The 15,265-nt window shown below is 43.9% G+C and carries 12 protein-coding genes; 2 read left to right on the top strand and 10 right to left on the bottom strand.

What is annotated here, in order from left to right; translation table 11 throughout:
- Window positions 1-22: 22 nt before the first annotated feature.
- From VNM22_01210 to VNM22_01190, 5 genes are all read right to left on the bottom strand, one after another.
- Entirely contained in the window at window positions 23-1,462 is a 1,440-nt protein-coding gene (locus tag VNM22_01210; GenBank protein HWP45754.1) for a flippase, read from the bottom strand.
- A 17-nt stretch (window positions 1,463-1,479) separates the two neighbouring features.
- Window positions 1,480-2,382: a sulfotransferase gene (locus VNM22_01205; protein ID HWP45753.1), complete on the bottom strand. Its 903-nt coding sequence runs from the start codon at window positions 2,380-2,382 to the stop codon at window positions 1,480-1,482.
- Between the two features lie 112 nt (window positions 2,383-2,494).
- On the bottom strand, window positions 2,495-3,466 hold the full coding sequence (gmd, locus tag VNM22_01200; GenBank protein ID HWP45752.1) for a GDP-mannose 4,6-dehydratase: 972 nt from the start codon (window positions 3,464-3,466) through the stop codon (window positions 2,495-2,497).
- A 351-nt stretch (window positions 3,467-3,817) separates the two neighbouring features.
- Window positions 3,818-4,540, bottom strand: coding sequence for a glycosyltransferase family 2 protein (locus VNM22_01195; GenBank protein HWP45751.1), 723 nt, complete (start codon window positions 4,538-4,540; stop codon window positions 3,818-3,820).
- A 73-nt stretch (window positions 4,541-4,613) separates the two neighbouring features.
- Window positions 4,614-6,314 carry an alkaline phosphatase family protein gene (locus VNM22_01190; GenBank protein HWP45750.1) on the bottom strand — a complete coding sequence of 567 codons (1,701 nt, stop codon included), beginning with the start codon at window positions 6,312-6,314 and terminating at the stop codon, window positions 4,614-4,616.
- Between the two features lie 658 nt (window positions 6,315-6,972).
- Here VNM22_01190 and cysC point away from each other — a divergent pair.
- Complete coding sequence (cysC, locus tag VNM22_01185; protein ID HWP45749.1) at window positions 6,973-7,590, top strand: adenylyl-sulfate kinase; 618 nt, start codon at window positions 6,973-6,975, stop codon at window positions 7,588-7,590.
- A gap of 207 nt (window positions 7,591-7,797) precedes the next feature.
- Entirely contained in the window at window positions 7,798-8,949 is a 1,152-nt protein-coding gene (wecB, locus tag VNM22_01180) for a UDP-N-acetylglucosamine 2-epimerase (non-hydrolyzing) (protein HWP45748.1), read from the top strand.
- A 6-nt stretch (window positions 8,950-8,955) separates the two neighbouring features.
- Here wecB and yqeC read toward each other — a convergent pair whose 3' ends face one another.
- From yqeC to VNM22_01155, 5 genes are all read right to left on the bottom strand, one after another.
- Entirely contained in the window at window positions 8,956-9,762 is an 807-nt protein-coding gene (gene yqeC / locus VNM22_01175) for a selenium cofactor biosynthesis protein YqeC (protein ID HWP45747.1), read from the bottom strand.
- A 26-nt stretch (window positions 9,763-9,788) separates the two neighbouring features.
- Window positions 9,789-11,675, bottom strand: a complete 1,887-nt coding sequence (locus tag VNM22_01170) for a diguanylate cyclase (protein HWP45746.1) — start codon at window positions 11,673-11,675, stop codon at window positions 9,789-9,791.
- Window positions 11,676-11,879: 204 nt separating this feature from the next.
- Window positions 11,880-12,884 (bottom strand): branched-chain amino acid ABC transporter permease, encoded by a 1,005-nt coding sequence (locus tag VNM22_01165; GenBank protein HWP45745.1) that lies wholly within the window; start codon window positions 12,882-12,884, stop codon window positions 11,880-11,882.
- An 87-nt stretch (window positions 12,885-12,971) separates the two neighbouring features.
- Entirely contained in the window at window positions 12,972-13,934 is a 963-nt protein-coding gene (locus VNM22_01160) for a branched-chain amino acid ABC transporter permease (GenBank protein HWP45744.1), read from the bottom strand.
- Window positions 13,935-13,985: 51 nt separating this feature from the next.
- Window positions 13,986-15,209 (bottom strand): amino acid ABC transporter substrate-binding protein, encoded by a 1,224-nt coding sequence (locus tag VNM22_01155; protein HWP45743.1) that lies wholly within the window; start codon window positions 15,207-15,209, stop codon window positions 13,986-13,988.
- Between the last annotated feature and the right edge of the window lie 56 nt (window positions 15,210-15,265).

The raw sequence follows: 15,265 nt of genomic DNA, 5'->3' as shown, positions 1-15,265 counted from the left end.
AAAGAATAACAGACAAAAGCCATTAAGATCTTTTTACCAATCGAAGCATACGGTCTATCTCACCTTGGGAAAAAGTTCCGAAGGAAAAAAGCAGGGCAAAGTAGAGTCCAAAATCGACAATAATAACCAGCCCTAAAAGTAAGTAAGAAAGATCCCGAACCAAGTAAAGGATCGCTCCTGTTATAAACCCTCCCAGCACAGGTTTAACTGCAGTTGTAAAGAGAGCAATGGAAACCCCTAATCTTCTGAGAAGGTAGTAGCCTACTACATACAGGAGAATTTCAGTTATCAGAGTTGCAAAACAAGCGCCGATATAACTAAATATCGGAATCAAAACCAGATCCAAGATAGCGTTCACCACCAGGGCGAAGATCACCAGATACGTATAAAGATGTTGCTTTCGCAGGATTGTGAAAATATGCTTATACTGGGAGGAAAGGAAAAGAAAAATAGAAGCCCAGATAAGAATCTTTAAAGCCGCCGCTGCTCCCTCATAGCTACTTCCAAAAAAGAGAAGGATGATTCGGTCGGCGAGTACCGTTGTTACAATAGCGATAGGCAAACTCAAAATCCACAGGAACTTCAAACTCTTCTGATAGACCTTTGCAAAATCATCCTGAGAATTCTCTGCTAATCGGGTAAAATAAGGAAACATGGAGATAGCAAGGACTTGAGGAAGCATATTTAACGCAGCCAGAAGTCTATAAGCACTATTATAAAAGGCAACCGAAACTGCCGTATCTATAATTCCCAAGATAAGCGTGTCGACCTGCCAAGTAATCTTCCGCAAAATGGCCCCAAAGCCTAATGGGACAGCCTCCTTTAACAGGGAGACCCAGTACCTGAAATTGATCCTAAGTTGAGATCGACCGTATTTTCGGATAGCACAGAGATAATAAAAAAACCATACAAGCAGATTAGCTCCCGCAAGGGCCAAAAATGAGCTAACGACCTGTCCTTTTCCTTTAATAACCAGCAGGTAAATAAGCCCCAGAAAGAAAACTTTTTGTAAGACAAACCCAAGGTTATTAATTTCCATGCTCTCAAAGGCACGGAAAACGGCAACATAAATATTCGGTTGAATAGTTGCAACCGTGGCAATTCCGGCAATATAAAGAGGGTACAAAAGCTCTGGAGTCAGACGAAAAAGACGAGCAGCCAGAATAATTAAGGCTAAGGTTATAATAGCCAGAACCCACAACAGAGGAAGAGCCTGGCCTATGTATTTATTAACATTTTTTTTATCTAAAGTAATATCTCGAACCAGTACAAGGGTTAATCCCATCTCTGCAAACAACTGAAAGGCTCCTACAAAGGCCATAATATAGGAGTACTGACCGAACCCTACGGTTCCTAAATAACGGGCCAATAAAGAGAAGGCTAAAAGTTGTAGAAGAGATCCCAATCCCAGGGACAGGACACCTTCAATAGAATTTTTAAATACATTTCGCTCTGGGTTCATCTGCTCCGATTTTTTAGTTAGTTCTCATAGGAAAAAGTTTTAGAGAATGGGTATCTGTATCTATAAAGCAAAGGAAACGTCATTAAGGAAACCAACAGGTGTTTTTGCCGCGAGAGATTCCAGGTTTGTTCTTCAATGGAAATCCATCCCTGGGTATATTTATCGGGATTACTGGCCAGTAAATGTTGAACCCCTATGCACGCTCTGGTCTTCTCCAGAAAATCCAGATCCTTAGCGTCTTCGTTCACAAAGTTAGCAATTTTTTTGAGGGTCTCCGGAGGGTTATAGACCAAATCCTCGTATCGAATTAACAAATATCCCTTGGCATACCTACGTAACAACTCAGAGAGAAAGTTAAAGGATAACAGATTCAAAATAACTCTTTTTACAGATAATTTTTTCAGATATTTTTTGGGTTTAGACCAACTGCTGATCACACCCCGGGGATCTCTGACTAAATGCACTACATAGAGGTCAACACTGGGGATCTGACCTAGCATGAACGCATGGGGTGGGTTCTTGGAAGAGTCTACCATCACCCTACAACCGGCATTTTTAGCAATGAGTTTATACAAATTTTCTGTTTTGGATAGAAAGTGTTGGAATTGATTCTGAAAAGTGCGAGGCTTCACAGGTCCTACTAAAAAAGGAAGATAGGGGATTCGGATCTTCTCTCTACCGAACTTTTCGGTTTCGCTATCGATCCCCCGGATGATATCTTTCCAGAACAGACACTCAGAAACTTGAGAGCCACAACTACAGGGAACTACCTGTGATCTTAATCTGGTATTGAAAAGAGCCCTTGCACCTTCTCCTATACTCCAGAAGCCATCTAATTCGCCCAGCAGAAGAGCCAGCAGCGTGCTCCCAGTTCTTGGGGCACCGGCGATATATAAGACCTTGATTTTATCACTGGACATAAACTGAAATCCTCTAATACTTACTACTGGAAAGAGTGGAAAACCTTTTCCACCTTGTTAAGCAGCTTTAATACCCCATGTTTCCTCCGGATCTGCAAAAGTCGGGCGAAGATTAATTTATCTTTTTTCTGGATAAAAGTTCTAGATCTGCATCGACCATCATTTTAACCAATTCCTCAAAGGAGACCGTGGGTTCCCAGCCTAACTCCTGTTTGGCTTTTTGGGCATTTCCTTGCAAAAAATCCACCTCAGCCGGTCGAATAAATTTGGGATCGACCACGACATATTTTTTCCAATCTAATCCCACATGATCAAAGGCAATCTCCACAAATTCCTGAACCGAGTGCGTAACTCCGGTTGCAATGACATAATCACTGGGAACCTCCTGTTGCAGCATGAGCCACATAGCCCTCACGTAATCTCCGGCAAATCCCCAATCCCTTCGAGCTTTCAGATTACCCAACCGGAGTTCGTTGGCCAATCCTAACTTGATTTTAGCCACATGGTAAGAAATCTTACGGGTCACGAATTCCAACCCACGGCGCGGGCTCTCATGGTTGAATAAGATACCCGAACAGGCAAAAATATTATAACTCTCCCGATAATTCACCGTAATCCAATGCCCATATACCTTGGCTACCCCGTAGGGGGATCTGGGATAAAACGGGGTCAATTCGTTTTGGGGTGTTTCCCGTACTTTTCCAAACATTTCAGATGAAGAGGCCTGATAAAACTTAATGTGGGGATTCACTAAACGAATAGCTTCCAGCATACGCGTAACCCCCAACGCAGTAAATTCGCCGGTTAGCACAGGTTGCTCAAATGAAGTCGGGACAAAAGATTGTGCCGCTAAATTATAAATCTCATCGGGCTGGATATCACGGATCAAATTAATGATAGAGAGTTGGTCTAAAAGATCCGCCTGACGTAAAACAATCCGGTCTTTAATATGCTCAATGCGAAGATAATTCTCAACGCTTAATCGTCTTACCATCCCGTAAACTTCATAGCCTTTATCTAGCAAAAACTCAGCCAAATAGGACCCATCCTGTCCTGTAATACCGGTAATTAAAGCTCGCTTCATTCTTTCTCGCCTCCTTCATTTCGCCCATCATTTCCAGATTAAAATCTAAGTCCAGACAAACTTATTTAATATAATGCTAGGTTTTTTATTAAAGCTAGATATAACTTTCTTCGAAGCTTTGTTAAAATATATTTTTGGTTTGGACAAAGAAACCGGGTAACTATCAGGGGTTACCCTTACTCCTTAGGAGATGTTTCCATATGGAAAGGGGATGAAAGCTTGAGGTATAAGGGATCGCTTCGATTCTTCAGGTAACCCTTTCCCGGTGAAGAGATATGAGAAAGAGTGAAAGAAGAGGTCCAACCTCTGGGAGATCGGGCCTCCGGTAAGCTTATTTAAAAGGAAGAGGCCTTAATAGAGGCGGAGTTCCTTATGCAGCCGAATAAGTTCTTTGAAGGCTTTCACAATAACCCGGAGCCTGGCTCCGGTTTGCCGGCCACGAAACCTGGGATAGTGGGTAACCGGAACCTCTTTGATGGTAAATCCTAATTTGACGGCTCTGGAGAGAATTTCGGTATTGACCATAGCCCCGACAGAATTAATTTCAATTCGATCGAAAATTTCCCGGCGGAACAGTTTAAAGGCGCAGTCGATATCCCGAACTTTTAATCCCAACAGCAAACGAACCAACATATTCCATCCCCAGGCATTGATCAGTCGGTGAATAGGATCTTTACGGGATTGGCGATATCCGATAACCATATCATAATGGTCGATCCAATTCAGCAGAAGGGGAAGCTCGAAGAGATCAAACTGGCAATCCGAGTCACAGAAAAAGATAAACTGACTTTGAGCCCTTTTAATACCCGATTTAAGAGCTGCCCCATAACCCTGATTAATCGGGTGATGGATCGCAACTACCGGGGGATGAAGACCGGCCAGTTTGTTAATAACTTCGCCGGTTCGATCCCGGCTACCGTCATTGACAACAATGATCTCGTACTTTTCTGCAACTTTAGGTGCTACTATCAAGGCAGATTTAACAACCTGCTCGATGTTAAGTTCCTCATTATAAGCTGGAAAGATGAGAGATAAACTGGGTTTTTTGGTATAATTTTCTAGGTTTAGGCTCATAAGTTCTCTATCGAGGGATTCCAGGCACTCTCGTGGTTTAACCTTTTAAAAAAGGCTATAGGCACGAGAAGGATTAATCTAAGTATCCTATGCCCTGGAGTCGTTCCCGAATTTTCTCCATATCTTCTTCTGAATAACCGGTACCCGACCGTTCATCGGGAGATGCCAGATCTCGTCCATATTGGGGGGGATTTTCCCGTAAGAAATCTTCTTCGATGGCTTCGGTCAGGATACGTCCATCAAAATCTCCTGGAACCGGCATTCCCATCAAATAAAGGATTGTGGGAGCTACGTCCAGAATTTGAGTTTCCTTCAGAGAAAGACCTTGCTTGATGGGTCCTCCACTCATAATCAAAACCCCATGTAATCGATGAGCCCCACTCAAATCTCGACCTCCTACGATGGGGCCCAGATCTCGTTCCAGAATGGGAAGTCCTTTTCGCTCAGGCTGACTGGCCTTGACCGTAAAACTATTCTCCTCCCACCAGGAAAGGATCAGATCCGGAGCCTGATCGATATAGCGACCCTGGTAGATCTCATCTTTGCGATAAACCTTTTTTATGACCTGCTGCCCTGTATCAGGATCTTTTAGTTCATAGAGTTTCTCAATAAGAAACTGAATCAGGTTTTCATAATCTTTGCCGGGTTCCACAGTTCCCCGGGGTCTTTTACCTTTCAAATTGACCCAAATACCCGGCGAGAAGATATAAGCTTCGTTAACATAAGCCCGGGTCGACTCCCAATCTAGAGGAGCCGTGGCCCAGGATTCCAACTTCGTACGCAGTTGGGGAAAGAGTTTAGCTAACCGGGCCTTTTGCTTAGATGAAAGGGTCCCCCGTAGAAGTTTATCCACTTTTTCGGCACCCTGATGTAGCCAATTCTTAGAAAGAGATCTACTTTCGAATCGGAGTAAACCTATTTCCTGTAAATAATGGTTTAAATAAAGCCCCAGGTTGCTGGTAGCCCCGGCCCCATGATCGGAGATGACTAAAACAATGGTATCTTCAGAGAGGCTCTGGAGCAGTTTGCCGATTTCCCTGTCCACACACCGATAAATATCCAAAATAGCCTGACCATATTTCCTGGCCCCTATGGGATCATGCTGAGGGTGTTGAGGATCCATGTAATGCCAGAAATGGTGTTGAACCTGGTCGGTTGCGTTAAAGACAACTACGGTCAAATCGGCCGGATACTTCTCCATGAGAAATCGGACAGCGGCTCCCCGTCGTTCTTCAATCTCATGGAAGGCCTCCAGGGTCAGGTCACGTTCTTTATCTCCTCGCATATTACCTAGATGTCGAATATCAATCTGGTAATCACCAATGGCCTCCTTCAGGATCTTGTAAAGTTCACCCGGATAGGTGAACCGGCTTTTTTCATCCGGGGCATCCAATCCCGAAATCAAATACCCGTTTACTTCCTCAGGGGGATAGGTCATGGGAACATTGATAACCCCAACTTTTTTGCGAGCCTCGCTTAACAGACTCCATAGGGATTTGGCTTGAACCGAAGCACCGTTCGTGAAACGAAAGTCGTAGCTTCCGGGTTTTAGTTCGATAAAGTCAAAAACTCCATGCTTACCCGGATTTTTACCGGTAAAAAAAGAAGCCCAGGCCGGCGGAGTCATGGGCGGAATCGTAGATCTAAGAAAGGATCTGGTTCCTTTTTGAATTAAGGAAGCCAGGTTGGGTAACCGATTATCGGCCGTCCAAGGTAAAATGAGATCAAAAGTTGCTCCATCCATTCCAATAACGAGTACTTTATAGGGCTGCATGATTCTTTTTTCCTCTAAGCTAAATACACTAAGTTCCTAATTTCTTAAATCTTAGGAGCCGGGTTAATAGGAGATTTTCTCCTTTATACATCGTGCAAGGTTTACACCAGGAAATCTTGATTCCATCCATTCGCACCGGCAGGCTATCCTTCAGAACCCCACCTGCCAGACCAGGATGTTCATCCCATGAGCCCTTGGGTCACGGTTCTGAGCTTATTCCAGGAAGTACCCTCTTATTCAGAGCGCTTCTATAGGGTTTTGAGAAAGATTACACTCCCGTGACCCTATGTCCACCGCCTCTGAGGGATTTTAATCCTTAACTGACCGAAGGTCCGACTGGGAACAGGGGGGAACTTTTTCCCTTCATCAACACCAAAAGTACCCGGATAAATGCGAAAAGGTTTTTGCTTTTCTGTAAAATTCCTGGCACACTCCAAACCTTAAATATAAAATATAAAATTTTAGAAGGTATTTACACTCTACTTTTGTTATGATTATTTTATTTCATTACGATGCCTTATCTTTTGGCTCATTTTTAGCATATAAGAAACCTGGGCTGGTCTCTTGCTCAATTTGGAATTACCTTTTAGATACTTTAACCGACAGAACTCTAGGTTTAATATCAACGGCTTATTAAAGGAGGTTAATCATACCGGTCATGAATAGACGAGGATTTACGATTTGGTTTACAGGGCTCTCTGGAGCAGGAAAAACAACCATTTCTCATATTGTAAAAAATAAACTTCTGGATCGAGGGATTCCCAACGTAGAAATTCTGGATGGGGATGTTATCAGAGAAAATTTAAGTAAAGGCTTAGGTTTTAGTAAAGAAGATCGAGATACCAATATTAAGAGAATTGCCTTTGTCTGTAAACTGTTAACCCGAAATGGAGTCGTCAATATTGCAGCGGCCATTTCTCCTTATCGGGAAGCCCGGGAATATGCCCGAAAAGAAATCCAGCATTTCATAGAAGTCTACGTTAAATGCTCTCTAGAAACCTGCATTCAGCGGGATGTCAAGGGACTTTACAAGAAAGCTCTGGCCGGGGAGGTAAAAGCTTTTACGGGTATTTCAGATCCCTATGAAGAACCCTTAAATCCGGAAGTTGTCCTGGAAACCGATAAGGAAACTCCAGAGGAGAGTGCCATGAAAGTCATCAGAAAACTGGAAGAACTGGGTTATCTGTCGCCATCGGACGGTTTTGGTACAGAAATCTACTCCCCCGAAGAGGAAGAAAAAGTTCGGATTCGATTAAGCACGCTGGGGTATTTATAAAGTGCAGAAGTATGGGAGTGTGGGGGTATGGGGGTATGGGGGTATGGGAGTACGGGAGTATGGGGGTGTGGAAGTGTGGGAGTAGGGAAGTAGGGAAGTGTGGAAGTGTGGGAGAATAAGTACTGGAGAATAAGTACTTATACTCCCATACCCCCATACCCCCACACTCCCATACTTCTGCACCCCCTTCTCAAGGGGTCGTTGAAAATGAAAATTATCAATGTGGTAGGGGCTCGACCTAACTTTATGAAGATGGCTCCCATCCTGAAAGTTATGTCCTCTTATCCCCGGCTTAACCCGATTCTCGTTCATACTGGACAGCATTATGATGTAACCATGTCTCGGGCTTTTTTTGAGGATCTGGAACTTCCAGAACCGGATATTTACCTGGGAGTTGGCTCTGGAAGTCATGCGGCTCAAACGGCCAGAATCATGGTAGAATTTGAGAAGGTCCTGGAACAGGAAAAACCAAATCTCATTGTGGTGGTTGGAGATGTGAATTCAACCCTGGCTTGCTCGGTGGTAGCGGCAAAATTGCTTGTGCCTATCGCCCATGTGGAAGCTGGATTGAGGAGTTTCGATCGCACGATGCCCGAGGAAATTAACCGTGTGGTAACAGACGCCTTGAGTGAATATCTGTTTACAACCTCCGAAGACGCAAACCTCAATCTAAAAAGGGAAGGAATACCGGAAGAAAAAATCTTTTTTGTCGGCAACGTCATGATCGATAGTCTACTTCAACATCTGGAAAAAGCTAAAAGGACCCATATTTTGAAGAAATTAGGATTGATCCAGAAGAATCTGAAAACTGCTCCTATGGTGGAAAATCTTCTGGACTATGCCGTATTGACCCTCCATCGTCCCTCTAACGTAGACGATCCTGAGGTCTTCTTGAGAATTATCCAGGCACTCACCGGGGTTTCTCAACATCTCCCTATTATCTTCCCGGTACATCCCAGAACCCGAAAACAGATAGCAGCCTTTGGCTATCAATCTTTTTTTAAAGATCTGGAAACTACTTCGGTAGAATCAACCAAAGGCTTCATTGGAATGATAGAACCTTTGGGATATCTGGATTTTCTCGGTTTAATGTCCCGGGCTAAATTCATCCTCACAGATTCTGGGGGTTTACAGGAAGAGACCACAGCACTGGGAATACCCTGTTTAACCTTACGAGAAAACACGGAGCGCCCTGTAACCATTACCGAAGGAACCAATACCCTGGTCGGAACAGACCCGGAGAAGATTATCTTCGAAAGTCAAAAGATCCTACGGGGGGAAGGAAAAGCAGGTCGCATTCCCAAGCTGTGGGATGGAAAGACGGCCGAGCGGATTGTGAAAATTCTCTCAGAACTTTGAATACGGTCAATCCCCTCCTACAATCTCCTGAATGAATTCCGGATCTACTCTCGCTTTTACTTCTTCCGCCCAGCTTTGATTTTTCAAAGTTTGGATCCCATTCAAAAAAAGGATTCTTCGTGCAGAGGGTGGAATCTTATTTCGATAAGTCTTTGGATTGTTGATCACTTCACAAATCGCTTGAGGGGTCAGGGTTTCTCCTGGAGTCAAACCCGTAATTTCAGAAACAAGCTGGATCCGATGTACATATCTTTCATCTAAAGGCTTTCCAATGACCGCCAGATTAACAACAAGAATGCAGCCTGAGCTACAGGATGGAACAACCGGCTCATGGTCTTTAGGGGCCTTAAAGAGTTTTTGTCTGGCTCCGTCAGCCTCAACTAAGATCAGATCCGCCAGGTTTTGGGCATAAATCTCACAAATTAAATCGGGTGGAAGACCTTTGACCTTGCGATCTTCTACATAATCCTGTGCTAAAGTAATATGAGAGTATTGATGAAACTGGGCCTTTAAATAATCAAAGAGAGGAGTCTGAGAGTATGAAGAGGGGGAGGAAGTCTTTATCCGTTCGTATTCATCAACCGGGGACGGTTGACCTACCATCATTCCTCCTTGTATTTGACGGAGGAGGATAAACTTCTCCGTCTGACCCGGCGTGGGAACATACATATGGGTTGTCGTGGTAGAGATAACCTTCATTCCCATACGGGTGGCTTCCCGGGCCAGTTTATACATCAGGGTGGTTTTGCCGCCACTTCCGATGAGGGAGATCAGATCTCCTTTAACTATTTTGAAAGAGGGAAGAGAAATCAAAAGTGAACCTCCAGGGTTTTGACCCTTTATTCACGTTGAAGCTCGACCCGGTTCTTTCCACCTCTTTTTGCTCTATATAAAGCTTCATCTGCCGCGCTAATTAATTCATCCTTTGTTTGATGGCTGGCTTTCAGGCAAGAAATACCCAGGCTGATTGTTACTTGAAGCTCTCCCTTAGGGGTCTGGATTTTGCTCCTCTCTATTCTCAGCCGGAGCCGCTCAGCGGTATTAAAAGCACTTTCTAGAGAGGTTTCCGGCAAGACAATGGCAAATTCCTCACCACCGTATCTGGCCACCAGATCGACTTCACGAACCGAAATAGCCAAAAGTTTGGCTATTTCCTTCAGAACCAAATCACCGACTTCATGTCCACAGGTATCATTAATATTTTTGAAAGAGTCGATATCCAGCATGATAAGTGAGAGCGGATGCATATAGCGCCGGGCCCGTTCAAATTCCTTAGCCAGGAAATCCTGTAAATGTCGATGATTAGGAATTCCCGTCAGTCCATCGGTAATAGCCAGTTTTTCTTGAATTTGCCTATCCCTTTGTTCACGTTCGTAAAGTTGCGCATTTTCAATGGCAATACCGGCCTGGTTTGCGAAACTTTGAAGCAGATGAATATCTTCTTCGGAAAAAGAGCCCGGTCCGGCAGCATAAACATTAAGAACCCCGATGATTTTTTCTTTAACCTGGAGCGGAATTCCCAGGTAGCATTTAAACTGATGGGCCCGAGCCAGCTCGTAAGAAGAACAACGTGCATCTGAGAGAAGATCTGGAACGACTAAGGTTTCTTTATTCTCGATGACCCAACCCGGTAAGCCTTCCCCTACTCTAATTCGTAGAGCCCCCCAACCTTCAAAATCTGCCGTACTGGCTACTACCTTAAGTTCTTGATTCTCTGTTAACAACATAAGACTGCATTCGGATCCGTAGATAAAATCTTGAGATAAACGAATGATAGAATTAAGAACCTGATCCAGATTTAAGGAAGAGGTCATAAATTGAGTAGCCTTCATAAGGGCCATCAGTTTCCGGGTTTTTTCCTCCTCCCTCCGCCTGGCCTCTTTCTCTTTCTGATAAAGTTCAGCCAGCATGTTGGCTCTTTTCTCAAATTGTTTTGAGATGAGCCGAATATTTGCACGTTTGAAGACATTATCGCAGATTATAGGAACCAGCTCGGCATCAAAGGGTTTTCTAAGATATTCATCGGCCCCGGCCTTAAAAAGCTCTACTGCCGTTTGTTCAGAGACAAAATTGGTCATGACTATGATGAGGATTTCGGGATACTCGGTTTTAATCCATTTCAATATTTCTATACCGCTAAGCTCAGGAAGCTGAAAGTCTAAGAGAATCAACTCGGGGTGTTGGTTTTTAATATAATTCATGGCCCGGATCCCATCCTCAACAACAGCCACCTGATATCCATGCTTAACCAGGCATTGTTCCAGGGTTCTGGCGACTTCAGGATCATTTTCTGCAATGAGAAGCTTCCCTTTATACCTGACCTGCTCCAGCGAAGGGGTTGTCGGGGTCGTCAGTTTATTGTGGATGAGATCCAGCAAGGCTTTTTCCTGATAAGGAACCTGCAAGCAGGCAATAGCTCCAACTTCTCTGGCCTGACGCTCTGCATCGCTATCCTGATAAAATTTTGAAATCAAGATAACGGGAATATGATTATACTCTCGGAATTCCTCAGATTTCAAAACCCGGCAGAGTTGATACCCATCTAGAACGGGCATATGAATATCTGAAATAATAAGATCTGGTGTTTGCTTTACAATAACATCTAGGGCCTCGCTTCCATTAAATGCCGTCAAAACATGGGGAAATCCTTTTGCCTGAAGTTGGGCTTTCAGAAGGTTGCAAACGGTTTCGTTATCGTCAACAATTAAAATGGTCCGATTGCTCACGGTTATTCTTCCCAGAAGAGGTTTTTAGATCTTTTTTGATTCTAATTCTCTCTTCTTATACCGATCTCTTAAAGAAGGTATTATCTGATTACCTTGGGGTAATTTTTCTAATTGCCTTTAAACAGGACAGCCGGAAGCAGGCTGTTCTACTCAAAACCACTTATCCTGGCGATGTTAAATTCCTTCTAACTTACCTCCATCCAACTATTTCCGACTGTTTTTACCAATGGGTAAAAATAGCTTTTTAAAAAAATTAAATCCTTTAATACTCACCAGGCCACCTGGTAAAAGAAGGCCTACCCAAAGCAACGCCACTCCATAAACAGCCAGATGCAAATATGGCATTCGCGTCCAGAGAAGTTCTTGGACAAGGGTAACAAAAACAACTCCAATTACGGGACCCCAAAGAGTCCCGGTACCACCGAGCATAGCCATGATAACGGGTGTTAGTGCAACTTCAATACCAAAAGCTCCTTCGGGATCTGTAAAAGTTAACTGCCACATGTTAATCCCACCCATGAGAGCCGGAAAAATAGAACTTATCACCAGGGCCCGTTGCTTATATCGAAAGGTAGGAACTCCGGAGGTTTCTGCAACTTCTTCATCTTCTCGAATACTTGCGAGGGCAAGTCCAAATCGACTGTTGGCAATCAAGTAATTGGTTATCAACGTTACCAGGGCTGTGGTCAAAGCCAGATAGTAAGAAATCAGAAGAAGCCACCTACCGGATACCCCTGGCATAATGGATAATCCGGCTGCACCTTCTGTCAGACCCGTTAGATTGAAGGCCAGCAATTCAAGGAGTGTCATCAAGCCAAAGGTAGCCAGAGCAAAGTACGCTTCTCTAAGGCGAAAGAGCGGGTAACTTATACCTAAAGCAAAGAGAACGGCCAATATAACTGCCGCCGTGAGAGAGAAAACCATTCCAAATCCTTTGGAGAAAAGAATACCAAACGTGTAAGTCCCAATACCGAAAAATGACGAATGCCCTAAATTCATATACCCCATCCGACCACCTATTATATCATAGCTGGCGGCCAGGGATAAATATTTAAAGATCAGGTAAAGGAAAATCACCTTATAGGACCCTACCAGGTAGGGAGCAAGCAAGAGGATAACTAAAATAATGAAAATCGGAAGGCGTTGCAAACTGAACAGGGATGCCAATCGTTGTAACTTACCCTCTTTGCCATTTGTTCTTGCTATCATTTACTGCCTCTATTGACCATAGGCAAAGGAGATAATAGATGATCCTGGTTTCTATCTGCCAGCAGGCAGATAGATAAAATGGCAAAACTAAGATTTATATCCCAGCAATCCTTGAGGTCTTAGAAGCAAAACCAAAATTAAGAGAAAAAAAGACGAAGCCGGAACCCAATGACCTCCCACATAAAAGCTGGTAATCGCCTCAGTAAGACCCAGGATGATCCCACCCAGTAAAGAGCCCATTAAACTACCGAGTCCACCCAGAACCACTATGGAAAGATAGCGAACTGTCAGGGGAATGCCCATAGAGGGGGTTACCGCAAAGAGAATCACATAGAACGCTCCTGCGGTAGCGGCCAGAGCCGTGCCAATTCCAAAGGTAATCATGGCGATACGGGAGACATTCACTCCCACAACCAGAGCGCCCTCTCGATTCTGGGTAATAGCCCGCATTGCTTTTCCTGTAAAGGAATACCTGAGATAAAAGTGAACCAGTAAGGTTAAACAAACTATAATGCCTAAGATGATTAATCGAATCGAAGGAATGACAATTCCCCTCCATTTCAGCGAAGGTAGAGAAAAAGGAATACTTATAGAAGCCTGTTCCAGCAGGAAGAAAGCTACGTCCTCTATGGTTAAGGAAGCCCCCAGGGTCACCAAAATCGAAGCAATTAAGAACTCATGTTGTGAACCTGCCCGGATAGGTCGTAGTAGCCAGCGTTCAAAGAGAAAACCGATCAGTAGAAACAAAGGAAAAATCCCTACAGCCGTTAATAAGGGGGGAAAATGTAAGAACTTAAAAAGTCCATAAGCTGTTATAGCCCCCAGCATCAAGAACTCCCCATGGGCTACATTTAAAACCCCCAAAACCCCAAAGCAGATGGAAAGCCCAAAGGCTGCCAGGGCATAGATTCCACCCTGGAGAAGTCCCCCTATCAGGATCTGTATAAAAAGTTGAGCTGACACTGCGCTGACTGAATAAAGGTAGAATATATGGGGGTATGGGAGTGTGGGGGTATGGGAATATAAGTACTTATTCTCCCACACTTCCACACTCCCATACCCCCATACCCCCACACTTCCACACTTCCTTACTCCTGCAATCTACCGGCGTTCTGACCATTTAGGTGTCGGATACCAGTGTTTACCGGTGGGCATCCCTTCCTCTTTTGGCCAGATCAAAACATATTTCCCATTTTGAATCTGAGTTGGAATCGTATTCATCGTACCTACCCCTTTTTCATCGAATCGAAGAGTTCCCGTAATGGTCTCCACCGACAGAGTCTTCAAAGCGTTCATCAATTTGGCAGGTTCTAGAGTTCCTGCTTTTTCGATTCCTGCCTTAATGGCGTCAAAGGCACCCATTCGAATACCTGCCCAGGGCCACTCTCCTACATCAATTCCAGATCTTTTGAGAAGTTCTTCGAAGAATTTAGCATCCCCTTTTTGAATCCCTGGGACCCAATAGGTTTCACCGACGGCATACTCGGCATCTTTGCCCAAAGCACTTAGAAAACCAATACCATGATGGATAGGATGAAACTCCCTGGGATTGAGATCTAACTCTTTAGCCTGTTTCATAAAGGCAACCGCAAAGGGATGGAAAGAGGAAATGTAAACGATATCGGGATCCAATTCCTTCATTTTAGCGATAGGTGCACTGAAATCTACTGTTTTGGAGGGTGCTATTTCTTTAAAGAGAACTTTAAGCCCGATTTCTTCAGCCTTTTTGATGGCACCTTCGTAAACTTCCCGTGCATGAACGATATCTTCCGAGATAAAAGCGATACTCTTAGCTTTACCTTCCGCCCGGATCATATTGAAATAATGCTCAGACCAGATTGTTGCAGGAGCTAAAACCCCTACAATCCATTTGAATCCCCTTTCGTAGATCTTGGGTGAGTTGGCTTCAACCGCAATAAAGGGAATCCCATGCCTCTCAGCAACGGTACTGGCTGCCAGGGTCAGAAAGCTGCTGTAAGGACCTATGAGTAAATCTACTTTATCTTCAGTTACCAACTTCTCATAAAACTTCAAAACCGTATCCCGATCACTTTTATCATCGTAAAGGATGAACTTAACGGGAAGCTTTTGTCCATCCACCGGTAATCCTCCCCGTTCATTGATCATGGCGGCCCAGCTTTCCATAAGTTTTCGAAAAGGACCTACGTCGGTATTAAAAGTACCGGTCTCAGAAAGGGTACCTCCGATTAAAATAGCATCCCGAGCCAAAACAAGATTTCCCGAGTTAATAAATAGCAAAACTAAATGTATAATCCCCATTATTAATGGAATAATCCAACACGTCCAGAGTTTTCTTTTAACCATAGGTAGAAGTCTCCTTCCTAGAGTAGATATCCCATCCCATCAGTAGGTTTAGTTAA

Source organism: Candidatus Limnocylindrales bacterium (genome assembly GCA_035559535.1).
In the GTDB taxonomy this organism is placed as follows: domain Bacteria; phylum Moduliflexota; class Moduliflexia; order Moduliflexales; family JAUQPW01; genus JAUQPW01.
Note: the sequence above shows the minus strand (reverse complement) of the source record. Positions and strands in the feature narration are given on the sequence as shown.

Coding starts and splice junctions, on each gene's coding strand:
- cysC (HWP45749.1), top strand. CDS start 6,973: ATGAATAGACGAGGATTTACGATTTGGTTTACAGGGCTCTCTGGAGCA.
- VNM22_01210 (HWP45754.1), bottom strand. CDS start 1,462: ATGAACCCAGAGCGAAATGTATTTAAAAATTCTATTGAAGGTGTCCTG.
- VNM22_01205 (HWP45753.1), bottom strand. CDS start 2,382: ATGTCCAGTGATAAAATCAAGGTCTTATATATCGCCGGTGCCCCAAGA.
- VNM22_01155 (HWP45743.1), bottom strand. CDS start 15,209: ATGGTTAAAAGAAAACTCTGGACGTGTTGGATTATTCCATTAATAATG.
- VNM22_01195 (HWP45751.1), bottom strand. CDS start 4,540: ATGAGCCTAAACCTAGAAAATTATACCAAAAAACCCAGTTTATCTCTC.
- wecB (HWP45748.1), top strand. CDS start 7,798: ATGAAAATTATCAATGTGGTAGGGGCTCGACCTAACTTTATGAAGATG.
- VNM22_01190 (HWP45750.1), bottom strand. CDS start 6,314: ATGCAGCCCTATAAAGTACTCGTTATTGGAATGGATGGAGCAACTTTT.
- VNM22_01165 (HWP45745.1), bottom strand. CDS start 12,884: ATGATAGCAAGAACAAATGGCAAAGAGGGTAAGTTACAACGATTGGCA.
- gmd (HWP45752.1), bottom strand. CDS start 3,466: ATGAAGCGAGCTTTAATTACCGGTATTACAGGACAGGATGGGTCCTAT.